We start from the raw sequence: 24,700 nt of genomic DNA, 5'->3' as shown, positions 1-24,700 counted from the left end.
GTCTCACCGACGGCTCACGGACCGGACGGCAGCACCCGCTCCACCAGGACGCCGATCAGCCGCGCGGCCTCCTCCTCCGAGAAGACACCGGGCAGCGTGAGCCGCTCCACCACCAGCCAATTGGTCGCCAGATAGATCACCTTGACCGCGTCGGCGTCACCGGGCAGCCCGGACGCCAGATGCCCCACGACATTCGCCTCGACGTCCGCGCCGACCCGCGCGGTCAGTACGGCGCGCAGTTCGGGGCGCCGGGTGGCCTCAAGCCGCAGTTCGAGCAGCGCGAGAAAGCCCGCCCGGAACGTGGTGACGCGCTTCACCACCAGCCACACCAACTCCGCCGTCCGCTCACGGGTGTTGGGCCCGGCCAAAATGGTCGCGGCGGTGGCCTCGTCCGGCATCAGCCGCTCGTAGATCCGGTGGCCGACCTGATTGAGCAACTGGTCACGGCCGGCGAAGTAGTTGGACGCCGTACCGGTGGGCACGGCCGTCTCGACGTCGACGGCCCGGAACGTCAGCCCGCGGGCACCGTCGCGGGCGAGTACTTCGATGGCGGCGTCGACGAGCGCCGCGCGCCGGGCAGGATTCTGTCTCATAGGGGCAGTCGCGCCTTTCCATTGACACCACTTCAAGTGTAGTACTACGTCCCGGGCAGTACGGGGAATCCGGTGTCAGTGGCCCGTGCCATGCTCGCGCGAAACGTCTTCCGACGAGAGAGCGGCGACATGACCGATCACCCCCTGCTGGACTCCGGGCGGAGGCCCCTCCCGCTTCCCCCCGACGCACCGAGCCCGGTGCCGGCCGAGGTCGAGGCCGGGCTGGTGGCCTTCAGGGCGGGCGACGCCCCGGCGGCGCGGGCGCTGCTGACGACGATCGCCGGTACGGGGCGTACCAGCGTGTCCGGGCACGCGGCCATGGCGCTGGCGGGCATCGAACTCGGCGGGACCGGCGCGAACGGCGGGACCGGGCTCGGCGGCTCCTGCCGACAACGGCTGGAGCGGGTGGCCACCGGAGAGGACCCGTGGCTCGGCCCCCTGGCCGCCGTGATGCTCGCCCCGGACTTCGAGTCGTACACGTCCCTGGAACCCGGCCGACCGCTTCTGCGGAGCCTCGCCGCCCAGCTCACCGGCGACCCGGACACGGCCCGTGACGGATTCGAGCGGGCCGCCGACGTCTACAGGGACACGGAGACCGGAGACGTCGCCAACCTCCTTCTCGGCAACCTCCTGGTCCAGCACGGCGACAAGGCCACGGCTCTCAAGCCGCTCAGAGACGCACGGAAGATGTGCGACGGCGTGTTCGCGGGCCATGCCGGACACCTCGAAGGGCACATACTCTGGCAGGACGACACGGAGCGGGCGGGCAAGGTACTCAACTACGCGCACGGCGCGTCGCACCCGGCCCGTCACGGCAGCAAGGAGCTGCACACCTGGGTCGCCCTGCGGTACGGCGAGTTCCTGGCGGACAACGCGTTCGCCCTGGACCTTGTCCACGACCAGATCGAGAACAGCGGCGTGACCGAGGGCGACGTGGTGCGACAGCCGTTCGAGTCCGCCCTCGGCTCCAAGGAGGACGGCGGCCCCTCGCTCGTCGACATCGGCTTCAATCTCTTCCCTGCGGATTTCGGGCCGGTACGGACGGGTCTGGAGCGGCTGAAGACCTGGAGCGACGAACGGTACGAGCGCGGGCGCAGGCTGGTGCTCGCCCTCCACGAACTCGTCCATGACAGCCGCGACGAGCAGTGCACACGGGGGTTGGCGGAGCTGCGGGAGAAGCACGGCCTTCCCCGGCCCCACTGAGCGGACCTCCGTCGGAGAACCGGCGCGGTTGAATGGGCGCATGAGCGACGACGCATCCGACCTGTCCGACGCATCCGACCTGTCCGAGGTGTCTGAGGTGTCTGAGGTGCCCGACGCGTCCGGGGCGTCCGACGAACTGCGGGCGTTCCGCGCGGCCCTGCGGGAGCTGCGGGTCTGGGACACCGACCTGCCCGCCTTCGATCCGGCCGACGTACCGGACGTACCGCTGGCGCTGTTCCACCAGTGGTTCGGCGAGGCGGTGGCGGCCGGGCAGGCCGAGCCGCACGCCATGACGCTCGCGACCGCCGACGCCGAGGGGCGGCCGGACGTCCGCACGCTGCTGCTGCACGACGCCGACGAGCACGGCTGGCACTTCGCCTCGCACGCGACCAGCGCGAAGGGCCGCCAGCTGGCCGCCCGGCCGTGGGCCGCGCTCGGCTTCTACTGGCCTGCGCGGGGGCGGCAGATCCGGGTGCGTGGCGTGGTGGGCGCCGCCGCGCCCGAGGAGAGCCGGGCCGATCTGGGCGTCCGGTCCACCGGCGCGCTGGCCGCCGCGCTCACCGGGCGGCAGAGTGAAGTACTCGGCTCCACCGAGGAGTTGGCGCGCGCCTCGCAGGCCGCGTGGGAGCGGGCGGCGGCCGAGCCGGACGCGCCCGTGCCGACCTGGACGCGGTACGTGCTGGCCGCCGACGAGGTCGAGTTCTTCCAGGGCGACGCCCGGCGCCGCCATGTCCGGCTGCGTTACCGCCGTACGGCGCCGGGCGGCGGCTGGTCCCGCGAACTGCTCTGGCCGTAGCCGGCGCTGTGACCGGGAAGGTTCACCGGGTCCGCCCGGCGTCCGGTTCGTCCTCAATCGCCGGACGGGGCCGCTCGGGCCGCCGCGAAGCTGGGGATCACGCCCGTACCGCCGGGCACACTGATCGGTGTCGCGGCGCTGGACGTGCCCGAGCATCTGGTCGAGGTCGAGGCCACCGCGGTCCTGGATTGAACACGCGTCCAGCAGGAGGCGGCACATGGGCGACAACGGGAAAAGCGCTCTGGCACTTCACCATGTCGCCGGACGGTTTCGTCGCGGGGCCGGCCAGTTCCTCGAACGGAGGCTGATCGACGAGATCAACCTCCACATCGCACGGGTCCTGCCCGGCGACGGCATCCGGCTGTACGACAACCCCGGCGGTGTCCCGATCCGCCCGCACGGACTTGGCAAGGGCGACCCCGCGGCGGTGGTGAGCGCGCGATACCGCCCCGTCACGCCGCGAGGCCGCTGCCCCCCGCTGGGTAACCTGAACGGGTGACCACCGAGCTGCGACTCCTGTCCGAGGTGTCCTACCGGGGCCGGGAGATCACCGGCCCCCGGCTGCACGGCCTGCTCGCGCTCCTCGCCGACGACCCGCGCTCGGGACGCACCACCGCGCGCCTGGTGGGCGAACTCTGGCCGGAGCCGGAGCAGCGGCCCGAGCACCCGAAGAAGGCCCTCCAGGTCCTCGTCTCCCGTGCCCGCGCACAGCTGGGACCCGAGGTCGTCGTCAGTACCCCCACCGGCTACCGGCTCGCCCTCGGTGAGCAGCAGGTCGACAGCTCCGCCGTGCTGTTCAGCGCGGCCGAGAGCGCGCGGCATGCCCGCGCGGGCGACCACACCGCCGCGCTCCGCGACGCCGAGGCCGGTCTCGCGCAGTGGGACGGAGCCGTGGCGGACGGGACGGACGCGGCGGACCGGGTGAACGGGTCGGACGGGTCGGACGACGACCCTCTCACCGCGCTGCGCCGCCGACGCGCCCCCGCCCACCACGCGCTGGCGCGGGCGCGCGCCCTCGCGCTGTCCCGGCTGGGCCGCCGCACCGAGGCCGTCGACCCGCTCGCCGCCGTCCTCCGCGCACACCCGCGCGACGAAGAGGCGCTGCTGGAGCTGCTGCGCTGCGAGGAGACGACGGCGGGCCCGGCCCAGGCGCTGGCCACGTACGACACCTACCGCCGCGCGCTGCGCGAGGAGTTGGGCACCGACCCGGGAGCCCCGCTCCGCGCCGCGTACCAGGAACTGCTCCGTGCCCAGACCCCCGTCCTGCGGCACGGTGTCGTCCACGACCCCAACCCCCTGCTCGGCCGCGACGCCGACACCGTGGCCGTCGCCGAGCTGCTGCGCGCCTCGCGCGTCACCTCGATCGTCGGAGCCGGCGGCCTGGGCAAGACCCGGCTCGCCCACGCCGTGAGCCACCGCGCGGAGCAGCGGGTCGTGCACGTCGTCGCGCTCGCCGGGATCGGCACCGACGACGAGGTCGCGGCCGAGGTCGCCTCGGTCCTCGGCGCCCGCGAGGCGCGGCGCGGTGCCCGCGGCGGCCTCACCACCGCCCCGGCGGACGTACTCGGCCGGATCGTCGGCGCGCTGGGACCCGGCCCGGTCCTGCTGGTCCTCGACAACTGCGAGCACGTGGTGCGCGGCGTCGCCGAGATGGTGCGGGGGCTGGTGGCCATGGCCCGCGATCTGCGCGTACTGACCACCAGCCGCGCCCCGTTGGGCCTGTCGTCGGAATCGGTGTACCTGCTGCCGCAGCTCGATCCGCCCACGTCCGTCGAGCTGTTCGCGCGGCGTGCGCGGGCCGCGCGCCCGGACGCCGAACTCGCCCCGGACGCCGTGGCCGAGGTGTGCCGCCGGCTCGACGGGCTGCCCCTGGCCGTGGAACTCGCCGCCGCCCGCGTGCGCGTCATGTCGGTCACCGAGATCGCCCGGCTGCTGGGCGACCGCTTCGCCCTGCTGCGCGGCGGTGCGCGCGACGCGCCGCCCCGCCACCGCACGCTGCACGCCGTCGTCGAGTGGAGCTGGAACCTGCTGGACCCGGCGGGGCGGGCCGCGCTGCGCGCCCTCTCGGTCTTCCCGGACGGCTTCACGGCACAGGCGGCGCACGCGCTGCTGGCTCCCGCCGGACCCCAGGACACCCTGCGGGTCCTGGAGGACCTGGTCGACCAGTCGCTGCTCCGGGTGGTCGACACGCGGACGGGCGCGCGGTTCCGGATGCTGGAGACGGTACGGGAGTTCGGTACGGCCCGGCTGGAGGCGGCGGGTGAGACCGCACGCGTGACGGACGCCTTCCTCGCCTGGGCGTACGACTTCGGTACGGCCCACCACAGCGCGCTCTTCGGCGCCGATCCCGTCACGACCGGCGAACTGATCAAGGCCGAGCAGGACAATCTCCTGCGGGCGCTGCGGCTGGCGCTCGCGAAGGGGGACGGGGCGACGGGGGTCGGGGCAACGGGGGTCGGGGCGACGGTGGCGGCCACGACCGCCGTACTCGGGGGCCTGTGGTTCGTCGAGTCCGCGTACACGCGGCTGTCGGTGCTCAACGAGGAGACCGCCCGGACGCTGTCGCACTTCCGGCCGCGACCCGAGGCCGTCGACGTCACCAGGACGGCGCTCACGGTGAGCACCGCGTACGGCTACGTCACCCGGGGACCCGGTGCGAGCCGCACGCTGGTCGCCCTGCGCAGGCTGCCAACAGCCCCTCCGGACACCGTGATCCGGGCCACGGCCCTGGTCCTGGCCACCGCACCCGAGACACCGTGGGCGGACGGTCCGCCGCCGGCCCTCCGCGACGGCGGCGGACCGCTGCTGACCGGTGCCGTCAACGCCCTCGACAGCTTCGTCCGGGAGACCAAGGGCGACCTGGCGGGCGCCCTGGCCGCCGCCGACCGGATGCTCGACGCGTCCGAACCCGTGGCCGGCCCGTGGATCTGGCTCATGGCCCATGCCCGCGTCGGCGACCTGAGCAGGCAGTCGGGGCACAGTGAGCGGGCGCGGCACCACTACGAGGTGATGCTGCCGGTGGTCGAGAGGCTCAAGTCCTGGCCGGACGTGTTCGGGATCCGCTGGGCCCTGGCACTCACCGACCTTCAACTCGGCGACTTCGACGGCGCCGGGCGCCAGCTGGACCTGGCGATGGCGCGACCGGCGGACAGCGGGGCGGCGGACGGCGGGGCGCGGGGCGGCCCGGCGGGGGACGACGGGACCGCCATGACGTTCGGCCTCGGGGCGGACGAGGAGTCCACTCTCGCCCTCGCTCACGCGGTGCGCGGGGAGATCGCGCTCACGCGCGGTCAGATCGGGACCGGTCTGCGACTGTGGCGCGCGGCCGTCGACCAAGTGACGCACCTCAGCGGCCAGATGATGATCGCCGAGCACACGCTGGACGTCGGGGCCGTGGGCATCCGGACGGCCGCGGTGATGGCCCACGCGCGGCACGGCCGGCTGGACCTCGTCGCGGAGACCGCCGGTGAACTGCGGTACTCGCTGACGAAGCTGCTCGCCGCCCCACTCGTCAGGTCACCGCTGTCGCAGCTGGAACTCCCGGCCTGCGGGGCCCTGTTGCTCGCGGTGGCCACGGTCGACCTCGCGGACGACCAGGACCACCGGGACGACCAGGACGACCAGGACGACCAGGACGACCGGGACGACCGGGACGACCGGGACGACCAGGCAGCCGCGCGGCGGCGGGCGGCGGCCCGGCTGACCGCGCTCGCCGAACGCTTCTGCTTCCTCCGGGAGTTCCAGCCGACCATGTCCCCGGCCCGCGCCCGCCGCGCGGCGGAGCGGGCCGACGCGGTGGCGTACGCGCACGCGACGGCCGCGTACGCCACCCTGGACCACGGTGACCTGCGGGCGGCGGCCCTGGAGGTGCTACGGGAACGGGACGCGTACGCGCCGGGTCCGGTCGGCGGCCCGTTCGTCCTCGATCGCCGGACGGGCTGAGATCGGTCCGGCCGGTGGGTGGTGTCCTCAATCGCCGGACAGGCCGGAGATGCCCGCCGGGCGGGCTGCGATCGCAGCCCGCCCGGCGATTAAGGACAAGTGCGGCCCAGGAGCCGCGCAACCCTGCCGACACCACCGGCCATGCCACCGGGCCGCCCTGCTCAGCGCGGCGCGGGATCGCGGTCGTAGAGCTTCCTTGCCCAGAGGTACCCGAACAGGGCGATGCCCACGCTCCAGCCGGTGGCGAGCAGGGCGCTGTTGCCGATCTCCGTCCCCATCAGCAGCCCGCGCAGGGCCTCCGTCACCGGGGTGAACGGCTGGTACTCGGCGAACCAGCGCAGCCCGGTCGGCATCGAGTCCGTCGGGGCGAATCCGCTGCCCAGGAAGGGCAGCAGGAGCAGCGGCATGGGCAGGTTGCTCGCGGTCTCGACGCTCTTGCTGACCATGCCGAGCGCGACCGACAGCCAGATGAAGGCGAAGGTGATCATCGCCAGGATCCCGAAGGCGGCGAGCCATTCGACCGGCCCCGCGTCGGCGCGGAACCCGATGAGCAGCGCGACACCGACCACTGTCGCGATCGTGATCATGGCCTGGATGAAGCTGCCGACCACGTGCCCGGTCAGTACGGAGGCGCGGGAGATGGACATCGTGCGGAAGCGGGCGACGATGCCCTCGGTCATGTCCATCGCGACCGAGATGGCGGTCCCCTGGGCCACGGAGGCCACCGCCATGAGCAGAACCCCGGGTGTCACGTACGCGATGTAGTCGCTCCGGCCGCCGCCCGGCCCGTCGCCGAGGCCGGCGCCGAGTGTGCCGCCGAAAACGTAGACGAACAGCAGCAGGAAGATCACCGGCATCGCCGCCAGCATCACCGTCAGGGACGGGTAGCGCAGCATATGGCGCAGGTTGCGCCGCAGCATCGTCGCCGAGTCGGTCACGGCATGGGTCGGAGTGCTCATCGGGTGGCGGCCTTCTCGGTCAGGGGGTCGACGGCGGTCTCGGTGTCCCGGCTGGGCTTGGACTGTCCGGGCTTGGACTGTCCGGGCTTGGACTGTCCGGTGAGGGCGAGGAACACGTCGTCCAAGTCGGGTGTGTGGACGGACAGTTCCTCGGCGTCGATCGACTCCGCGTCCAGCAGGTACAGCAGCGCGCGCAGCGACCGCACCCGCCCGTCGCTCGGGACCTGGAGCGTGAGCGCGTCGTCGTCGCGCGGGATGTCGTCGAGGGTGCGGGACAGGGCTCGTACCGCCGTCTCGTACGCGGCCGTGGTGGCGAACCTCAACTGCGCGTGCCCGCCCGGGATCAGCCGCTTCAGCTCTTCGGCCGTGCCCTCGGCGACCAGCGACCCGTGGTCCAGCACCGCGATGCGGTCGGCGAGTTGGTCGGCCTCTTCGAGGTACTGGGTGGTGAGGAAGATGGTCACCCCGTCGTCGGCGACGAGGTCGCGGATGATCTGCCACATGGTGCGGCGGCTGCGCGGGTCGAGGCCGGTGGTCGGCTCGTCGAGGAAGATGACGCGCGGGTTCCCGACCAGCGTCATCGCGAGGTCGAGCCGGCGCCGCATCCCGCCGGAGTAGGTGGCCGCCAACTTCCCGGCCGCGTCGGAGAGATCGAACCGCTCCAGCAGTTCCGCCGTACGCCGCCTGCCTTCCGTACGGCCCAGATGACGCAGGTCCGCCATCAGGTTCAGATTCTCCGCGCCGGTCAACAGCCCGTCCACGGCGGAGAATTGACCGGTGACACCGATCGCGGCGCGTACGCCTTCGGGCTCGCGGGCCAGGTCGTGACCGGCGACGCGCACCTCGCCCGCGTCGGCGCCGATGAGTGTGGAGAGGATCTGGACGGCGGTCGTCTTGCCGGCGCCGTTGGGGCCGAGCAGCGCGAAGACCGTGCCTTCGGCGATGTCGAGGTCGATTCCGTCGAGGACGAGTTTGTCGCCGTACGACTTGCGCAGCGCCCGCGCGCTGATCGCGCTGATCGCACTGGGCACGCGTGGCGCCGCGGCCGCTGTGTGGTTCGTAGTCATGCCGGAAGCGTGCGGGGCGTCGGATTCACGCCGCTTTCACCGCGGTTTCAGCCGCCACTCGCGGGACTTACCCGTACGTGACCGATTCGCAATCGATTCCCATCTTGACCGAGACCCAACAAGTGCCCGCTCGATTACGCTCAGCTTCCATGGCCAGCGACATCGACCTCACCAACGACCGCCCCGTGTACGTCATCGGCGGCGGACCTGGCGGTCTCGCCGTCGCCGCCGCCCTGCGCGCGCAGGGCGTACGGGCCGTGGTGCTGGAGAAGTCCGAGGCCGTCGGGGCCTCTTGGCGCGGTCACTACGACCGGCTCCATCTGCACACCACCCGCAAGCTCTCCGCGCTGCCGGGTCTGCCGATGCCGCGGTCCTTCGGCCGCTGGGTCTCGCGGGATCACATGGTCCGCTATCTGGAGAAGTACGCGGACTTCCACGGCCTGGAGATCGTGACCCGCGTCGAGGTCACCGGCATCGAGCGGTCGGCGGACGGCGGGAGCTGGCTGCTGCACGCGACCGGTGGCCGGGAGCTGACCGGCAGCGCCGTCGTCGTCGCCACCGGCTACAACCACACGCCGCAGCTGCCGTCCTGGCCCGGGGCCGAGTCGTACGGCGGTGAACTGCTGCACGCGGGTACGTACCGCGGACCCCGCCCGTACGCGGGCAAGGACGTCCTGGTCGTCGGTGCCGGCAACACGGGCGCGGAGATCGCCGTCGACCTGCTGGAGGGCGGCGCGGCGCGGGTGCGTCTCGCGATCCGTACCGTCCCGCACATCGTGCGCCGCTCCACCGCGGGCTGGCCGGCGCAGCGCACCGCCATCCTGGTCCGGCGGCTGCCGACGCGGCTGGTCGACCGGGCGGGCGAGATCATGTGCAGGATCACGGTGCCCGATCTCACGGCCCAGGGGCTGCCGCGCCCCGACACCGGGCTGTACTCGCGGGTGCGCGAGGGCGCGATCCCGGTGCAGGACGTGGGGCTGATCGCGGCGGTACGCGAGGGGCGGATCGAACCGGTCGCGGCGGTCGAGTCGTTCGAGGACAACAAGGTGGTGCTGGCGGACGGTTCGCGGATCTCGCCCGACGTGGTGATCGCCGCGACCGGCTACCGCCGGGCCCTGGAGGGCCTGGTGGGGCACCTCGGCGTGCTGGACGAACGGGGGTGCCCGGTGGTGCGCGGCGCGCGGACGTCCGAGCGGGCGCCGGGGCTGTACTTCACGGGCTTCACGAATCCGATCAGCGGGATGCTGCGCGAGATGTCGAGGGACGCGGAGCGGATCGCGAAGGCACTCAAGTCGAAAGCGCTGAAGTAGCAAACTCTCAAGGCGCGTTGACCGTGTCGGTCGTACCGGCCGTGTCGGTCGTACCGGCCTTGGACCGGCCCCTGATCAGCAGCGCCATCAGCGCCGCCACCGCACACAGCGCGCCCGAGGCGTACCAGACCATGTCGTACGACCCGGTGACGTCCCGCACCATGCCGCCCGCGAACGCGACGACCCCCGCGCCGATCTGGTGCGAGGCGAGCACCCAGCCGAAGACGATCGCGCTGTCTGCGCCGTAGTACTCGCGGCACAGGGCGATCGTCGGCGGGACGGTCGCGACCCAGTCCAGACCGTAGAAGACGATGAAGAACAGCATCGGCGGCCGGACGTCCGGGCCGCCGGCCATGAGCAGCATCGGCAGGAAGAGCAGCGAGACGCCGCGCAGCGCGTAGTAGACGGCGAGCAGCCGGCGCGGGTCGAAGCGGTCGGTGAACCAGCCCGAGGCGATCGTGCCGATGATGTCGAAGACGCCGATGACCGCGAGGAGCGAGGCGGCGGTCGTGATCTGCATGCCGTGGTCGTGGGCGGCGGGGATGAAGTGGGTCTTGACCAGGCCGTTCGTGGAGGCGCCGCAGATCGCGAACGTCCCGGCGAGCAGCCAGAACGGCCCGGTGCGGGCGGCCTTGAACAGGACGGTGACGGCCCGCCGCGCCGCGCCGGTGACGGGCGGCGGCTTGGGCTTGAACTCCTCGGAGCCGTACGCCGGAAGCCCCACGTCCGCCGGGTGGTCGCGCAGCAGCAGCCAGACGAACGGGACGACGACCAGCGCGGACATCGCGACGGTGATCGAGGCGGGGCGCCAGCCGTGGTTCTCGACGAGCCAGGAGAGCAGCGGCAGGAACACGAGCTGCCCGGAGGCACCGGCCGCGGTGAGGATTCCGGTGACGAGACCGCGCCGGGCGACGAACCAGCGGTCGGTGACGGTGGCGGCGAAGGCCAGGGCCATCGAGCCGGTGCCGAGGCCGACGAGGACGCCCCAGTAGAGGACCATCTGCCAGGCGGCGGTCATGACGACGGTGAGCGCGGAGCCGGCCGCGATGACGGTCAGCGCGACGGCGACGACCCGGCGTATCCCGAACCGGTCCATGAGCGCGGCGGCGAACGGCGCGGTCAGCCCGTACAGCGCGAGATTGACGGAGACGGCGAACCCGATCTCGCCGCGCGACCAGTCGAACTCCTTGTGCAGCGGCTCGATGAGCAGTCCGGGCAGCGAGGCGAAGGCGGCGGCGCCGATGATCGTCACGAAGGTGACGGCGGCGACGAACCAGGCCCGGTGGATACGGGGCGGCCCGGGGCGCCGTCGCGGCGCGGGGGCCTTGGCGGGGGTTCCCGCGGGAGTCTCGGCTGTCTGTGTCACGTCAAGAAGCATCCGTGGCAGGGGCACGGCGCACGAGTGGCCCGAGGGCCAGTGGTCGCTAGGATCGGGCCACGTCGGATTCGACACCAGGTCCGGCACCAGGTCCGGCACCAGGGCTGGCCCCGGGTGGGACGTCGGGTCCGACCGCGGGTCCGGCCGCAGGTCCGGCCTCGACCGGACCGGGCTGCGGGCGGCCGACGCGTTTCAGCTCGCGGATCGGGCGCGCCGCGAACAGCGCCGCGCAGACCAGTACGTTCACCACCACCCCGCCCAGCAGCACCTCGCGTATCCCGACCGTCTCCGCCACCGGACCCGCCAGCGCGCGGCCGACGGCGAGCATGATCAGGGAGCCCGCCACGTCGTACGCGTGGAGTCGGTTCAGCGCCTCGGGCGGGATCATCGTCTGGATCGTCGTGGCCCACATCACCGCCCAGAACGCCAGGCCCACCCCGCTCACGAAGAACCCGGCCGCGAGCAGCGGCAGCGGGACGTCGTAGGCCAGCACCAGCAGGATCGCGACGACCCCGATCAGCGCGATCGTCCCCGCGAACAGCGGTCGCGCCGGACGCAGCCGCAGCGCCAGCAGCCCGCCCGCCACGTTGCCGGCCCCGTGGACGGTCATCATCAGGCCGAACATGACCGAGCTGTGCCGCTCGGTGACCACCACCGCTTCCAGCGGGACCAGCGGCCCGAGCACCGCGACGCCGTACACCGAGTAGATCGCGAGCACACCCCACAGCCAGGACCGGGCGCGGAACTCGCGCCAGCCGCCGATCAGTTCGCCGAGCATCGAGTCGCCGCGCACCGGTTTCATGGTCGGCATCCGGACCAGGAACAGACAGATCCCGCTGGCCCCGAACGTCGCGGCGTTGACCGCGAAGATCGTGCCGGGCCCGCCGAACCCGGCCAGCGCGCCGGCCGCCGCCGGCCCCGCCATCGTGGCCAGGGACTCGGCGACCCGCAGCACCGCGTTGCCGCGCTGCACGTCGGGCGACAGGACGGGCAGCATGCTGGCCACGCCGGGCTGGAAGAGCGCGGCGCCGAGCCCGTTGACCGCGCTCAGCGCGTACACGAGCCAGAGCAGCGGCGCTCCCCCGGCGAATGTGGCCACGAGGCCCGCCGTACAGACCAGCCGCATCACATCGGCGAGGATCATCATGCGGCGCGGCGTGAACCGGTCGGCGAGTACGCCGCCGAAGAGCACGAACCCGGCGAAGCAGACCATCCACGCGCCGAGCGCGAAACTGACGGACGACGCGCCGTGTCCGGCGTCGAGCAGCCCGGCGGCGAGCGCGACGGGCACCATGCCGTCGCCGAAGCGCGCGACGACCCTGGCGATGAAGAAGAGCCGGAAGTCACGGTTCCAGAGAGGTATCTCCGTCGGGTCGGGAATGGCGGGGTCCGTCGCACGCTTAGCAGTCACAGAGTCGACAGATATCAAGAACCGGTCTGGACCACCAGGGGATTTGCCCATGACGGTCAGCACAGCGGGACGGAAGGGCAGCGGGATGCCAGTGGTCAGCGCCGAACAACCACCGCGCCACCGCGTCGTGGTCCTCGCGCTCGACGGGGTCCTCCCCTTCGAACTCGGCATCCCCCAGCGGATCTTCGGCCTCGCCCGGACCACCGGGGGCGTCCGGCTGTACGACGTGATCACCTGCTCACTGCGCCCGCCGGGCCCGGTCCGTACGAACGCGGATTTCGACATCATGGTGGAGAACGGCCCCGAGGCCATCGCCACCGCCGACACCGTGCTGATCCCCGCCTCGTACGAACTCGGCCCGGTCTACGAGGAGGGCAGCCTCACCGGCGAACTCCGGTCCGCTCTCGCGCACTTGCGTCCCGGCACCCGGCTGGTCTCCATCTGCACCGGGGGTTACGTACTCGCCGCCGCCGGCTTCCTCGACGGCCGGCCCGCCTCCACCCACTGGTCGTCGGCCGCGCACTTCCAGCGGACGTTCCCCCGGATCAAGGTCGACGCGGACGTGCTCTTCATCGACGACGGCGACGTCCTGACCTCGGCAGGGGTCGCCGCCGGGATCGATCTCTGTCTGCACATCGTGCGCCGCGACCACGGCACGGCGATCGCCAACGACGTCGCGCGGCGTACGGTCGTCCCGCCGCACCGGGACGGCGGCCAGGCGCAGTACATCCAACGCCCCGTCCCCGAAGCCCAGTTGGCGACCACCACCACGGCCAGGGCCTGGGCGCTCGCCCGGCTCCACGAACCGATCCAGCTACGGGACATGGCGGACCAGGAATCGATGTCCGTACGGACGTTCACGCGCCGGTTCCGTGAGGAGGCCGGGATCAGCCCCGGCCAGTGGCTGGTCCAGCAGCGCGTCGAGCGGGCGCGGCATCTGCTGGAGGCGACGGACCTGTCCGTCGACCGGATCGCGCGGGACGCGGGGTTCGGTACGGCGCAGTCCATGCGCCAGCATCTCCAGGCGGCGCTGGGTGTCGCGCCGACGGTCTACCGGCGGACGTTCCGCGCGGTCGACGGCAAATGCAGCGGCAAAGGCAGCGACAAGGGCAGCGGCGTCAGGCTTGCGTGACGGCCTTCGACGCGCCGTCGGCCCCGGCGGGTCGGTCCCGCTCCCCGTCGCGGCCCCGCTCCCGGTCCGTGTCCCCGGAACGGCCGGCCACCGACAGATCCACCGTGTAGCGCCCGAGCCCGCCGTGCCGCCCCGGTGTCGCTGCCGGGGTCGTTGCTGGTGTCGTCGCCGGGATCGTCGCCGGGGTCGTCGCCCTTGCCGGGGCCGGCGGCTCGTACCGCGCCGCGTCCCCCGGTTCGCTCCGGTCCACCTCGCACCAGATCCGCTTGCCCGAGCCCTCCGGCTGCCAGCCCCACCGGTCAGCGAGCCCGTCGACCAGCTCCAGGCCCCGCCCGTTGGTGTCCTCGCCCTGCGCGTGCCGCGGACAGGGCGGACGCGCGCTGGTGTCGGCGACCTCGACCCGTACGGTCCCGGCCTCGGCGGCCCCGGAACCGAAGAGCATCCGCAGCACGGCCGGACAGCCGGTGTGCACCACGGCGTTGGTGACGAGCTCGGAGATCAGCAGGATCAGCGTCTCCGCCAGCGGCTCGTCATCGTTCATTCCGGAGCCGATGAGGCGCGACCGCGCCCATCGACGGGCCCGGCCGACCTCCGCCGGATCGGCCCCGACCTCCAACTGCATCTGAAGTACCTGCACCGCTCACACCATCCGAACCGGCGGGCACATCGCCTCGCGCCTCGACAAGGTCCACGACAAGGTCACAGAACGTGATTCCCTTGTGGGACAGCATGGTTGACGTACAGTCACCGCAACAAGCGCTTCGGGCATATTCCCTCGCGAAGGAGTACCCCTGAGGCATACTGTGCGACGCGCTCCGCGGGTAGTCGAACAAGGACGCGCCCGGCGCCTTCGTGCTGCGCGATCGGCGGGCATTCCCCGGTCCGGCGTCGCCGTACTGGCCACACCGGATCCATCGCGCCTCACCACCACTCGCACCCGAGGGAGCGTACCGGAGCCCGCCGACGACTCCGGCCCGTGACAGGTCACCCGTAGGACACAACCCGGTATCGACCTACGCGAACGCCGTCTCGTCACACACGGTAACGCTCTGCGGTACGGCTCCGCCCAGCCCGGCCGAACAGGTCCGGAGCCCCCGGTCCTCCTCGCGGATTCCGCTCGCGGTCTACGGCTCCGGCGTCACGTAGTAGGCGGCGAACGCCGTCAGGATCTCCTCCTCGGTGATCCGGCCGTCGCCGTCCGCGTCCAGCCCCCGGGCGGCCTGCGCGGCCACGCCCGGCTCCGTACCCAGCACGAGCAGCACGCGCTCGGCCGCCGGCGGCGTCACACCGCCGCCGTCCTCGTCCGCGATGGCGATCACCGCGTGCAGGAAGGGCCGGGCGATCTCGGCGAAGCGCTTGGGGCTGTCGCGCAGCCTCTTCGCGGCGCCGGTGATGAATTCCTGCCGGGTGACCCGCTGGTCACCGTCGACGTCCGCGATGCCCGCCATGCCCTGCCAGAAGGCCTCGGCCCCGTTGTAGAGGGCCTGCCCCTTGTCGCATCGTGCGGTGACGCCGAACTCCGCGAGCAGTGCCGCTGCCGCTCCGCTGAAGTCCTCACGGTCGATGTAGCCGTTGCCGTCCTGGTCGAAGGCGGCGAATCGGGAGGCGATCTTGCCCTCGTACTCTGCGCTGTCCATGACTGGCAGCGTACGACGCCCGGGGGCCGCCGTGTGAAGGCTTACAGGTCTGTCCGGCGGACACACGCTCAGGGCACCCTCAGGACACCCTCAGGCGGACAGGGGCTGCGCCTCCTCGTCGACGGCCTCGGAGACGTCCGAGTAGACCTCGAACAGGCGGCGCACGCCGAGAGCCGCGAGTACGCGGTTGACGTGCGAGCCCTCCTCCGCGCCGTGGGCGGGCAGGATGAGATGCAGGCGACCCTGGCATGAGCGCATCAACTTACGGGAGGCGATCAGGACGCCCACCCCGCTGGAATCGCAGAAGAACACCTCGGACAGATCGAGCACCAGCTCGCGCCGGCCGGCCGCGACCGCTTCGTGGACATGCTGGCGGACCACGGGCGAGGTCACGAGATCCAGTTCTCCGGTGATCCGCAGCACGGTCCACAGCCCGTGCTCGTGCTTGTCCACCTTGAGCGTCACGCCTGGACCTTCCCTCGTACCGACCCGGAGACCCGTGTAGCGGAGTTCCGGATTCCGGACCTTCACCGGAGATCGTCCCTCGTCATGGCGGCTGCCCTCCCGCTCCTTCGTGAAACACACCTCTTGCAACACACCTTGTGAAACACAACGGTCACGAGCCGGGGGAATTCCTTTACCACCGCGGACGGCCCCAGGGGGCGCACTTGACGCAAAGGGGCGCACTTCGATGACACTGGCCAGTACATTCGAAGCGGCGGGGTCAGGTCACGGAGCAGTCGGAGCAGTCACGGGCTGGGGGTCTCATGGCGAAGGACACACCGCCCCGCTGGGACCGCAGGATGCAGCAGCGGCTCGCGCGGGGTGAGGCCGCCGCGCTCGGCGAGCTGTACGACCGGTTCGCCTCGCTCGTGCACAGCCTCGCGCACCGCGTGCTCGACGACGACGAGGCCGCCGACCGGATCACCCGCGAGGTCTTCGGCTACGTGTGGGAGAACCCGGACGCCTTCGACCCCAAGCAGGGCTCGATGCGGTCCTGGATCGCCAAGCTCGCCCGCCTCCAGGCCGTGAACCGGCTGCGGCAGCTGGAGACGGCCGCCCACCAGGCCAGCGGAGAGGGCAGCGCGGAGGAGCTGGAACAGCGGATCCGCGAGGCGTCCGCCGCCGCACGCGCCGACTACATCGTCACCTCCATGCCCGCGCCGCTGCGCGCCGCGCTCGACCTGGCGTACTTCCAGCGCCGCGACTACCGGCAGGCCGCCGCCGACCTCGGGGTCACCGAGGACGAGGCACGGCGCCGGCTGCGGCTCGGTCTGCAACTGCTGTCGTCGGCGAACACCCGCTTTCTGGAAGGCTCTTCGCCGCCCGGAAACGGACGGTCGCTGTGACCGGGCCGCTCGACGGAGGCCGGAACGGAGACCGTGGCGGCCCGGACGAGCCCGAGGACGTACGCGGTGTCCCCCGCATACCGGGCCAGCGTGCCGCCGCCGACGACCTGGAGCCGCCGGCGACGGACGTACTGCACCGGGCCGTCGAGAGCGCCGCACGCGCCGCTCGGGCGGCGAAGGAGAGCCGCGAGCGGGAAGAGCCGGATGAGACTGACGATGTGGCGGGCGCGGGCAACGACTCCGGCATGGACTCCGGCATGGACTCCGGCGTGGACTGCGGCACGCCGCAGGAGCCGGCCGACCCGACCGACCCTCCCGACCCTCCCGACCCTCCCGAGGAGCGGTACGTGACCGGTGAGCGGCATCCGCACGATCCGCCGCCGCCCTCGCACTCCGTCCTGAAGTCCCTGCTCGGCGCCTGGGCCCTGGCGGCCTGCTCGTCCGAGGAGACCACGCACGTCGAGAACCACCTCACCGAGTGCGCGCCCTGCGCCGACGAGGCCCTCAAACTGCGTGACGCCGTAGGCCTGTTGCAGACCGACCGCAATCTGGACCTCCCGCCGCTGCTCCGTTCCCGCGTGCTGGAGAACTGCCTCGACCGCCGGGCCGCCCGTATCCCGGTGCCGGTGTGGGCCACCCCGTACGACGCCGAGACCGCCCGGCTCGACGCGCTGCTGCGCGACTTCGGCGACGCGGAGTGGCACGCGCCGCTCCAGCTCAAGTGGTTCGAGAAGGAGGAGTCCGCGGCGCGCAGGGCGACGGTGGCCGGGGTCATCGGGCATCTCATGACCGTCGACGGCCTGGTGACATCGTCGCTGGGACTCGACGACCCGCTGGGCGCGGCGGCGCCGCTGTCGCCGACCGACCGGACCGAGGCGTTCTGGCGTACGGCGCACCCGCCGCCCACCCGCACGATCCGCGAGCCGTGGCGCGACCAGAGCCACACGCTGATAAGGACGGTGTCCTTCGCGGGGCGCGGGGTGGCCGAACTCTCCGTCTCGTACGGCGAGTTCTCCCTGCCGTTGCGTGACGCGATGATCGACCGGGCCTTCGAGTGCTGGATCCACGGCTGGGACATCGCGGAGGCGGTGGACTACCCCTATCCGGCGCCGAGCGGCCCGCATCTGCGCGTCATGATCGACCTCGCCGCGCAGCTGATCCCGTCCGCCCTCGCGAACCGCCGCCGCGCGGGCCTGGCCTCGCCCGCCCGTCAGCTGGTCGTGCCGGGTTCGCCGGGGCGGTCGCTGCACCTGGAGGTCGAGGGCGCGGGCGGCGGGAACTGGTACATCGCGCTCGACTCACCGGCCGCGGTCGGCACGGCGGAGCGCACGGTGGCCCAGGTCGCACTGGACGGAGTCGAGTTCTGCCAGCTCGTGGCGGGGCACATCTCGCCGGAGGACGCGGCGGCCGGGCAGGACGGTGACCGCGAGGCGATCCGGGACGTACTGTTCACGGCGGCTTCGCTGAGCCGGCTGTAGGGCGTGACTGACGCCGTCGGCGCCGGACGGGCCTGAGCCCGTCCGGCGCCGGCGGCCGAATCCGGCTGCCGCTATCTCACGTACAGCTTGTAGTAGCCGGTGCCGCCCGGGGCGGCGTCGCAGCGGTAGTTGTTGAAGCCCTCACGCACATACTGCTGACCGGCGTCGATGCAGTAGGACCTGCTGGAGTACGTGCCGATGTACGTCCACGCCTCGGCCTGGGCCGGGGCGCCGACGGACGTTCCCGGAGCCGCCGCCTGGGCGGGGGCGCTGATTCCTGTGATCGCCAGAACGGCGATCCCCGCAGTCACAAGTGCCGCACGCTTACGCATCCTGATCTCCCCTGTGTCGCCGCCCGGTTGCGTACCGGACGGAAGTAAGCGGTTCCTCGGTGCACGATGATCCTGAACGAGGCGGCACGGAAGCGCAAGGAAAGCGACGGCGGCGCTTATTCCTGTCAGCCGGACTCCAGCCGGACACCAGCGTGGCTTCAGGGAGACTTCAGGAGGGACTTCAGGGGGACTTCAGGGGGGACTTCAGAGGCATTTCAGCGCGCGGCTATCCGAAGATCACCGTGCGCCGGCCGTTCAGCAGGATCCGGTGCTCCGCGTGCCACTTCACCGCGCGGGCCAGCGCCTGGCACTCCACGTCGCGGCCGATCGCCACCAGCTGTTCCGGGGTCACCTCGTGGCCGACGCGCTCGACCTCCTGCTCGATGATCGGTCCCTCGTCGAGGTCGGCCGTCACGTAGTGCGCGGTCGCGCCGATCAGCTTCACGCCCCGGGCGTGCGCCTGGTGGTACGGCTTCGCGCCCTTGAAGCTCGGCAGGAAGGAGTGGTGGATGTTGATGATCCGGCCGTTCAGCTGCTTGCACAGATCGTCGGAGATGACCTGCATGTAGCGCGCCAGCACGACCAGTTCGACGTCCTGCGCGCGGACCAGCTCCAGCAGCTCGGCCTCGGCCGCCGCCTTGGTGTCCTTGGTGACGGGGATGTGGTGGAAGGGGATGTCGTACGAGGCGACCAGCTCGGCGAAGTCCGTGTGGTTGGAGACGACGGCGGCGATGTCCACGGGCAGCGCGCCGGTCCTCGACCGGAAGAGCAGGTCGTTCAGACAGTGGCCGAACTTGCTGACCATCAGGACGATCCGCATCCGGTCCTCGGCGCGGTGGAGCTGCCAGTCCATCCGGAAGGAGTCCCCCACGGCCGCGAAGCTCGCCCGCAGCTTGTCCACGGTCACCGGCACCTCGGCCGAGAAGTGGACCCGCATGAAGAAGAGACCGGTGTCGCGGTCGCCGAACTGCTGGCTGTCCTCGATGTTGCACCCGGTCATGAACAGATAGCTGGACACGGCGTGCACGATGCCCTGCTTGTCCGGGCAGGACAGCGTCAGGACGTACTGGTCGGACAGGGCGGGCCGGTCGGCCTGGGCGGCGGGCTGCTGCGGGGCACTCATGACCCCAGAGGATCCCACACGGGACCCGCGCGGGCCGGTCGTGACCGTCAGGCGGACCGCACCGGGCGCGACGGCCCCCGCCGTGTCGGGCCGACCGCGTCAGGTCAGGCGGACCGCGTCAGGATCCGCAGCACGTCCAGCGAGCGCGGCACCGTGTCCGGGTCCTCGCCGTCGTTGACGGCCAGCCTGACATGCGCCTCGCGGGCCGCCCGTACCGCCTCCGCCCAGCCGTGATGCTCCAGATACACCGAGATCGGCGCGTCCGGCCCCACCTGGTGCATGATCCGCAGCACCCGCAGGACGGCGACGTCGACCAGCGCGGCCTCGCCGGAGTCACGGAAGATCGTTCCGACGTACTTCTCCGCGGACCAGTTGTCCAGCCAGGTGTCCTCGACCAGCCGGTACACGGCGTCGGTGACGTCGCCGTACCCCTCTCGGCCGGCCAGCCAGAACTCCTGGTGGAAGACGGGATCGGAAAGCATGTGCAGCGCCGAGCGCACATTGCTGCGCCAGCGCCACCAGGGAATGTCATTGAGCGGCATGCCGCCCATGGTGGAGGAGCGACGGCCGCGACGGGAAGAGTTCTCCGAACCTTGCTGCACAGCAGTTGATCGTACGGTCCTCCGGAAGGCGATCATGTGGCCCCCCGCAATTCACCGTGTGGTCATGCGCGGTTGGACAAGCGCCACCTGGCAGTTACCCATAGGCCGGAAGTGTGCGGATACATGACCGGTAGGCAGCAGCGCTCCTCCTCCCCCCGCCCCTTCCGCCGGAATCCGGCGGTCCGTGTCCTGTGCACGGTGACGGCCGGGGCGTCGGTGGTCACCGGATGTGGCGTATTCCCTGGAGGCCCGGGGGGCTCCAGGGAGCCCGTCACCGTGATGACGTGGGCGCCCGAGGGCACCGCCGCGACGAACATGCCGGGCATGCCGGCCATGGCCAAGGCGTACGCGCGCCAGGTCAACGCGGCAGGCGGGATCGACGGCCACGAGCTGCGCGTGCTCACCTGCAACGAGCGCAACACCTCGGCGGGCGCGGCCGACTGCGCGCGGCTGGCGGCCGAGAAGGACGTCACGGCCGTCGTCGGCTCGTACAGCCAGCACGGCGACGCCTTCCTCGCGCCGCTGGAGGCGGCCGGGATCCCCTACCTCGGCGGCTACGGCATCGCCGAGCGGGAGTTCTCCAGCTTCGTCTCGTACCCGGTCAACGGCGGCCAGGCGGCGCTCCTGGCCGGCAACGGCATGCAGCTGGCCGGGGAGTGCGGCCGGGTCTCCATCGTGCGGCCCGACACGATCACCGGCGACGCGATGCCGGAACTGCTCAACTCCGGTCTGAGCAAGGGCAAGGGCAAGGGCGACGGCAAGGGGGAGAAGGCGACGGACATCCGCGCGGCCGAGGACGCCACCGACTACACCGGCTCGGCGGAGCGGGCACGCGAGAACGCGGCCGGCGACGGCTGCGTCACGGCGGTGCTCGGCGACCGTACGGAGACGTTCTTCGACTCCTACCGGCGCCTGCCCGACACCGGCCGGCCCGTCCGCATCTCCTCGGTGCTCGGCAGCGTCGGCCAGCCCCTGGTGGACCGCACGGGCGGCTCGCAGGGCCTCTTCGAGGGCGCGTACGTCACCGGCTGGTACCCGCAGGCGAACGATCCGGCCTGGCAGCCGATGCGGGAGGTGATCCGCACGCACGCGTTCGACGACGACAGCATCGACCCGGCGGACCCCGGCGTGCAGACGACCTGGATCGCGTACACCGCCCTCCAGTCGGTCATCGAGTCGATCGACCGGGACACGATCTCCTCGGGCACGTTCTCGCACGCGCTGGACAAGGGCGCGAAGGTCGACACGGGCGGCCTCACCCCCACACTGCGCTGGCGCTACGAGGACATGCTGGGCTTCCCCGGCTTCCCGCGCATCGTGAACAGCGAGGTGACCTTCCAGGTGGTGCGCCACGGCCAGTTGGTGGCACTGCGGAACGGCTTCGTCGACGTACGCGGGACGCTGAGCGACGCGGGGTCCGGCGTGTAGGGGGCGCGCCAGTGTCCGGGAACGGTTGATCTCACCCGGCGGCGACAGCGACCCCCGCGCGCCAACCGGCCCTCTCCGGCTGATCGTTACCGGCCCCGGCCCTCGCCCCGGGTCCAGCGGTCGAAATCCGTCGGGGTCACGTTGCTCCCGCACAGGATTGTCGCGACGGTTCTGCCGTCGAACCGGCCGGCGGACTCCAGGATCGAGGCGACTCCCAGTGCCGCGGCCGGTTCGACCACCAGGCCCGCGTGGACGTGGATGAGGCGCATCGCCTCGATGATGGCGGCCTCGGTTACCAGGACCGCGTCGGCCGCGACCGACGCGAGGTCGTCGAGCACCTCCGGCAGGACGTAGCGGCCCGCGACTCCGTCGGCGATGGTGTGCGGGATTCCGACCTCGACCGGCCGGCCCGCCCGCAGTGCCAGTGTCATCGCCGGGGCGTTCTCGGGTTGGACGCAGATGGTCTCGGTGGCCCCGCGCAGACTCTTCAGGGCGAAGCCCACACCTGACGCCATCGCGCCGACGCCCAACGAGACCACTACCGCGTCGAGTTCGCCGGGCAGTTCCGCCAGCTCGACACCGATCGTCGCCGCTCCCTCACAGGTCGCGATGTCCTTGCTGTCCTCGACCAGGAACGCGCCGGTGTCCGTGGCGATCCGGGTGGCGGTGTCGAGGGCCGCCTCGATTTCCCCGTCGACCAGGACCACATCGGCGCCGAGCGATTTCATTCGCGCGATCTTCAGCGGGTTGGCCGCCGACGACGCGACGACCGTGACACCGATTCCACGCGACCGGCCGCCGAAGGCGAGCGCCTGGCCGAGGTTGCCCGCGCTCGCGCAGACGACGGCGTTCGCGGTACCTGTTTCCTGAAGACGGTTGAGTACGGTCTCCGTTCCTCGGCCCTTGAACGAGCGGACGGGGTTCAGGGTCTCCACCTTCAGGACGAGGCGGCAGCCCAGCGCCTCGCCCAGAGGCTCGCATTCGTACTGCGGTGTGTCCCGGAACAACGGATCGATCCGGGTGCGGGCGAGAAGGATTCTCGCGAGGTCCAGCCTCACCGCGAACCTCTCCCTCACAGCTCCGTCGGGGCGCGCGCCGTGAGGCCGTACTTGGACGCGATGCCGTTCCACAGGCCCGACGCCTTCTGCTTCGCCGCCGTCGCCTCGCCGCTCGCGTGGTTGCCCTCGGACGCCGCCTTCGTCGTACGGGCCTTGCCGCCCTTGCACCCCTTCTTCGTCTTCGCCTCGGCCGCCCATGTCGCGTAGTGGTCGTCCGCCGACGCGGACGCCTGCCACGCCTCGGTCAGCGAGGACGACAACTCGCCGTGCCGGGGCAGTTTGTCGAGGGTCAGGTCCTTGAGCCGGGAGACCAGGTCGCGGCGCTGTTCGGCCGCGCCCTGGAGGTCGGTGACGGCCTTGTCCAGGTTCGAACAGGTCTTGATGGACTCGACCGCGCTGATCACCGCCGCCCGGCTGTCGTTGCTCTCGGCGAGGAGCTTGTCCAGCTCCTCGGCCTGCGGCTTGGCGGGGTCGACGGGCTTCTCGTCGCCGCCCGGGCCCGACGGCGAACTCTCCGCCGACACCGTCTGGTTGTTGTCCTGCTTCTTCGAGTCGTCCCCGCTCATCAGCCAGCCCGCGCCGAGGCCGAGGACGGCGCAGCCGACGACGACCGCGGCGATCAGCGGGATCGGTGAGGACTTGCGGCGTCCGCCCGACCGGCTCGGTGGCTCCTGCGGGCCGCGTGGCGGCTGCGCGTACGGCGGCGGTGCGCCGCCCTGGCCGTGTCCCTGGCCGTACCCCTGCCCCTGCTGTGGCCCCTGTCGCGGGTGGCCCTGCTGTCCGTGGCCCTGCGGGCCGCCACGGCCCGGACCCGCGGCCGGGTCGAAGTGCGGCATCTGCTGCGTCTCGTCCGGCACGGGACCCGCGCCGGGGGCCTCCGTACGGAAGAGGCTGTCGAACTCGGCGGGCGGGCGGCGGTCCTCGGGGGCGCCGGGCCTGATGCCGAACGGCGCGCCGGGGGGCGCGGCCGGGATGTTGTCCGGGCCGCCCTGCGGGGGGACGGGCGCGATGAACTGCGTGGCGTCCGCGTCCGAGGTGGCCTGGGCGGGCGGGGGCGGCTGAGCCGCCTGGGGCTGCTGGGGCGGCTGATGCGCGCCCAGGTACTGGGTGGATTCGGGGGGAAGCTCGGGCGGCAGCCCGCCGGGGCTCTGGCCCTGCTGGTACTGCGGCACCGGCGGTATGTACTGCGTGGCGTCGGCCGCGCCGGCGGCGGGCACCGGCGGCAGATACTGCGTCGCGTCCGCGCTGCCGCCGGGTACGCCGTGTCCGCCCGGTACGCCCGGTCCGCCGGGGAGCGGTGTCTCGGCCGGCAGCGGCTGCGCACCGTACGACTGCGCGGGCGGCAGGGACTGCTGCCCCTGGTACTGCTGCTGCGGAGGCAGCTGGTGAGACGGCTGCTGCGGCAGCTGAGGCTGTTGCTGAGGCGGCTGGTACTGCTGCTGGGGCGGTTGCGGAGAGCCGTAACCGCCGCCTCCGTACGACCCGTACGCGCCCTGCTGAGGCGCCTGCGCGGGTGGCTGCGCCTGCGACGGGGGCAGTTGGTGCGGCGACGGCTGCTGCCCCTGCGGCTCCGGCTGTGGCGCCCCCGGACCCCACGGCTGCCCCCACGGCTGCCCGCCCGCCGGGGCGGACTGGTCGGCCGGGGCGCCGGGGATCAAGGGGGGACCGCCGTCGGCGGGCAGCACGATGCCTTCGTGCGCGGGCCGAGCGGCAGGCGACTGCGACTCGTCCCTTTGTCCGCTTTGCGTCACCGGGACTCCTAGTGTGGACCTACGGAATCGTCAGTTCACGCTACCGGGTGAATCAGGAGCCCTGCTACGCACCCGGAACCAGCCGCAACCCTCCACGTTCAGGACACTTGTCGGTGACCCCGATCACTCGGACCGGCCGCACCCCGCCCCA

The 24,700-nt window shown here is 72.1% G+C and carries 21 protein-coding genes and 2 pseudogenes; 10 read left to right on the top strand and 13 right to left on the bottom strand.

What is annotated here, in order from left to right:
- Window positions 1–14: 14 nt before the first annotated feature.
- A complete protein-coding gene (locus OG700_RS22890) occupies window positions 15–593 on the bottom strand; it encodes a TetR/AcrR family transcriptional regulator (RefSeq protein WP_405616433.1) in 579 nt (192 codons plus the stop codon).
- Between the two features lie 129 nt (window positions 594–722).
- On the opposite strand from OG700_RS22890, the gene OG700_RS22885 reads away from it, so the two are divergent.
- The 5 genes and pseudogenes from OG700_RS22885 to OG700_RS22865 all read left to right on the top strand — a co-directional run bounded on the left by OG700_RS22885 (window position 723) and on the right by OG700_RS22865 (window position 6,534).
- Window positions 723–1,796 carry a hypothetical protein gene (locus OG700_RS22885; RefSeq protein ID WP_405616431.1) on the top strand — a complete coding sequence of 358 codons (1,074 nt, stop codon included), beginning with the start codon at window positions 723–725 and terminating at the stop codon, window positions 1,794–1,796.
- A gap of 40 nt (window positions 1,797–1,836) precedes the next feature.
- Entirely contained in the window at window positions 1,837–2,592 is a 756-nt protein-coding gene (locus OG700_RS22880; protein ID WP_405616429.1) for a pyridoxal 5'-phosphate synthase, read from the top strand.
- Between the two features lie 66 nt (window positions 2,593–2,658).
- Window positions 2,659–2,784 (top strand): annotated as a pseudogene (locus OG700_RS22875) (RidA family protein); the annotation flags it as partial.
- A 25-nt stretch (window positions 2,785–2,809) separates the two neighbouring features.
- Entirely contained in the window at window positions 2,810–3,091 is a 282-nt protein-coding gene (locus OG700_RS22870; protein ID WP_405616427.1) for a hypothetical protein, read from the top strand.
- Window positions 3,088–6,534, top strand: coding sequence for an ATP-binding protein (locus OG700_RS22865; RefSeq protein WP_405616424.1), 3,447 nt, complete (start codon window positions 3,088–3,090; stop codon window positions 6,532–6,534). The genes OG700_RS22870 and OG700_RS22865 overlap by 4 nt, the downstream gene beginning before the upstream one ends.
- Before the next feature lie 161 nt (window positions 6,535–6,695).
- On the opposite strand, the gene OG700_RS22860 is transcribed toward OG700_RS22865, so the two are convergent.
- Both OG700_RS22860 and OG700_RS22855 read right to left on the bottom strand, forming a co-directional pair.
- Window positions 6,696–7,493 carry an ABC transporter permease gene (locus tag OG700_RS22860; protein ID WP_405616422.1) on the bottom strand — a complete coding sequence of 266 codons (798 nt, stop codon included), beginning with the start codon at window positions 7,491–7,493 and terminating at the stop codon, window positions 6,696–6,698.
- Window positions 7,490–8,560: an ATP-binding cassette domain-containing protein gene (locus tag OG700_RS22855; RefSeq protein ID WP_405616420.1), complete on the bottom strand. Its 1,071-nt coding sequence runs from the start codon at window positions 8,558–8,560 to the stop codon at window positions 7,490–7,492. The genes OG700_RS22860 and OG700_RS22855 overlap by 4 nt, the downstream gene beginning before the upstream one ends.
- A gap of 149 nt (window positions 8,561–8,709) precedes the next feature.
- Here OG700_RS22855 and OG700_RS22850 point away from each other — a divergent pair, with 149 nt between their 5' ends.
- Window positions 8,710–9,870, top strand: a complete 1,161-nt coding sequence (locus tag OG700_RS22850; RefSeq protein ID WP_405616418.1) for a flavin-containing monooxygenase — start codon at window positions 8,710–8,712, stop codon at window positions 9,868–9,870.
- 7 nt (window positions 9,871–9,877) lie between these two features.
- Here OG700_RS22850 and OG700_RS22845 read toward each other — a convergent pair whose 3' ends face one another.
- On the bottom strand, window positions 9,878–11,248 hold the full coding sequence (locus OG700_RS22845; protein ID WP_405616416.1) for an MFS transporter: 1,371 nt from the start codon (window positions 11,246–11,248) through the stop codon (window positions 9,878–9,880).
- Between the two features lie 46 nt (window positions 11,249–11,294).
- Window positions 11,295–12,659: an MFS transporter gene (locus OG700_RS22840; protein WP_405616414.1), complete on the bottom strand. Its 1,365-nt coding sequence runs from the start codon at window positions 12,657–12,659 to the stop codon at window positions 11,295–11,297.
- 85 nt (window positions 12,660–12,744) lie between these two features.
- On the opposite strand from OG700_RS22840, the gene OG700_RS22835 reads away from it, so the two are divergent.
- Entirely contained in the window at window positions 12,745–13,791 is a 1,047-nt protein-coding gene (locus OG700_RS22835; RefSeq protein ID WP_405621894.1) for a GlxA family transcriptional regulator, read from the top strand.
- Window positions 13,792–14,008: 217 nt separating this feature from the next.
- Here the strand turns inward: OG700_RS22835 and OG700_RS22830 are convergent.
- The 3 genes and pseudogenes from OG700_RS22830 to OG700_RS22820 form a co-directional block, all read right to left on the bottom strand.
- Window positions 14,009–14,428, bottom strand: a pseudogene (locus OG700_RS22830) (ATP-binding protein); the annotation flags it as partial.
- A 487-nt stretch (window positions 14,429–14,915) separates the two neighbouring features.
- A complete protein-coding gene (locus OG700_RS22825; RefSeq protein WP_405616412.1) occupies window positions 14,916–15,428 on the bottom strand; it encodes an EF-hand domain-containing protein in 513 nt (170 codons plus the stop codon).
- Between the two features lie 90 nt (window positions 15,429–15,518).
- Window positions 15,519–15,893 (bottom strand): STAS domain-containing protein, encoded by a 375-nt coding sequence (locus OG700_RS22820; protein ID WP_405616410.1) that lies wholly within the window; start codon window positions 15,891–15,893, stop codon window positions 15,519–15,521.
- A gap of 302 nt (window positions 15,894–16,195) precedes the next feature.
- Between OG700_RS22820 and OG700_RS22815 the strand changes: the two genes are divergently transcribed.
- Together OG700_RS22815 and OG700_RS22810 are read left to right on the top strand one after the other, a co-directional pair.
- A complete protein-coding gene (locus OG700_RS22815; RefSeq protein ID WP_405616408.1) occupies window positions 16,196–16,777 on the top strand; it encodes a sigma-70 family RNA polymerase sigma factor in 582 nt (193 codons plus the stop codon).
- Entirely contained in the window at window positions 16,774–18,255 is a 1,482-nt protein-coding gene (locus tag OG700_RS22810; RefSeq protein WP_405616406.1) for a maleylpyruvate isomerase N-terminal domain-containing protein, read from the top strand. The genes OG700_RS22815 and OG700_RS22810 overlap by 4 nt, the downstream gene beginning before the upstream one ends.
- Window positions 18,256–18,326: 71 nt before the next feature.
- Here the strand turns inward: OG700_RS22810 and OG700_RS22805 are convergent, their stop codons facing one another.
- From OG700_RS22805 to OG700_RS22795, 3 genes are all read right to left on the bottom strand, one after another.
- A complete protein-coding gene (locus tag OG700_RS22805) occupies window positions 18,327–18,587 on the bottom strand; it encodes a hypothetical protein (RefSeq protein WP_405616404.1) in 261 nt (86 codons plus the stop codon).
- 226 nt (window positions 18,588–18,813) lie between these two features.
- A complete protein-coding gene (purU, locus tag OG700_RS22800; protein WP_405616402.1) occupies window positions 18,814–19,710 on the bottom strand; it encodes a formyltetrahydrofolate deformylase in 897 nt (298 codons plus the stop codon).
- 104 nt (window positions 19,711–19,814) lie between these two features.
- Complete coding sequence (locus OG700_RS22795) at window positions 19,815–20,348, bottom strand: hypothetical protein (RefSeq protein WP_405616400.1); 534 nt, start codon at window positions 20,346–20,348, stop codon at window positions 19,815–19,817.
- 87 nt (window positions 20,349–20,435) lie between these two features.
- Between OG700_RS22795 and OG700_RS22790 the strand changes: the two genes are divergently transcribed.
- Window positions 20,436–21,740: an ABC transporter substrate-binding protein gene (locus tag OG700_RS22790; RefSeq protein ID WP_405616398.1), complete on the top strand. Its 1,305-nt coding sequence runs from the start codon at window positions 20,436–20,438 to the stop codon at window positions 21,738–21,740.
- 86 nt (window positions 21,741–21,826) lie between these two features.
- Here the strand turns inward: OG700_RS22790 and OG700_RS22785 are convergent, their stop codons facing one another.
- The gene (locus OG700_RS22785) at window positions 21,827–22,798 is read right to left on the bottom strand and encodes a threonine/serine dehydratase (protein ID WP_405616397.1); all 972 of its coding nucleotides are present in this window, start codon (window positions 22,796–22,798) and stop codon (window positions 21,827–21,829) included.
- A 14-nt stretch (window positions 22,799–22,812) separates the two neighbouring features.
- Window positions 22,813–24,549: a hypothetical protein gene (locus OG700_RS22780; protein ID WP_405616395.1), complete on the bottom strand. Its 1,737-nt coding sequence runs from the start codon at window positions 24,547–24,549 to the stop codon at window positions 22,813–22,815.
- Window positions 24,550–24,700: the final 151 nt, after the last annotated feature.

Origin of the sequence: Streptomyces sp. NBC_01508, assembly GCF_045040315.1 — a bacterium.
In the GTDB taxonomy this organism is placed as follows: Bacteria; Actinomycetota; Actinomycetes; order Streptomycetales; family Streptomycetaceae; genus Streptomyces.
The sequence above is the reverse complement of the archived record's forward strand: the minus strand, read 5'-3'. Positions and strand labels throughout refer to the sequence as shown.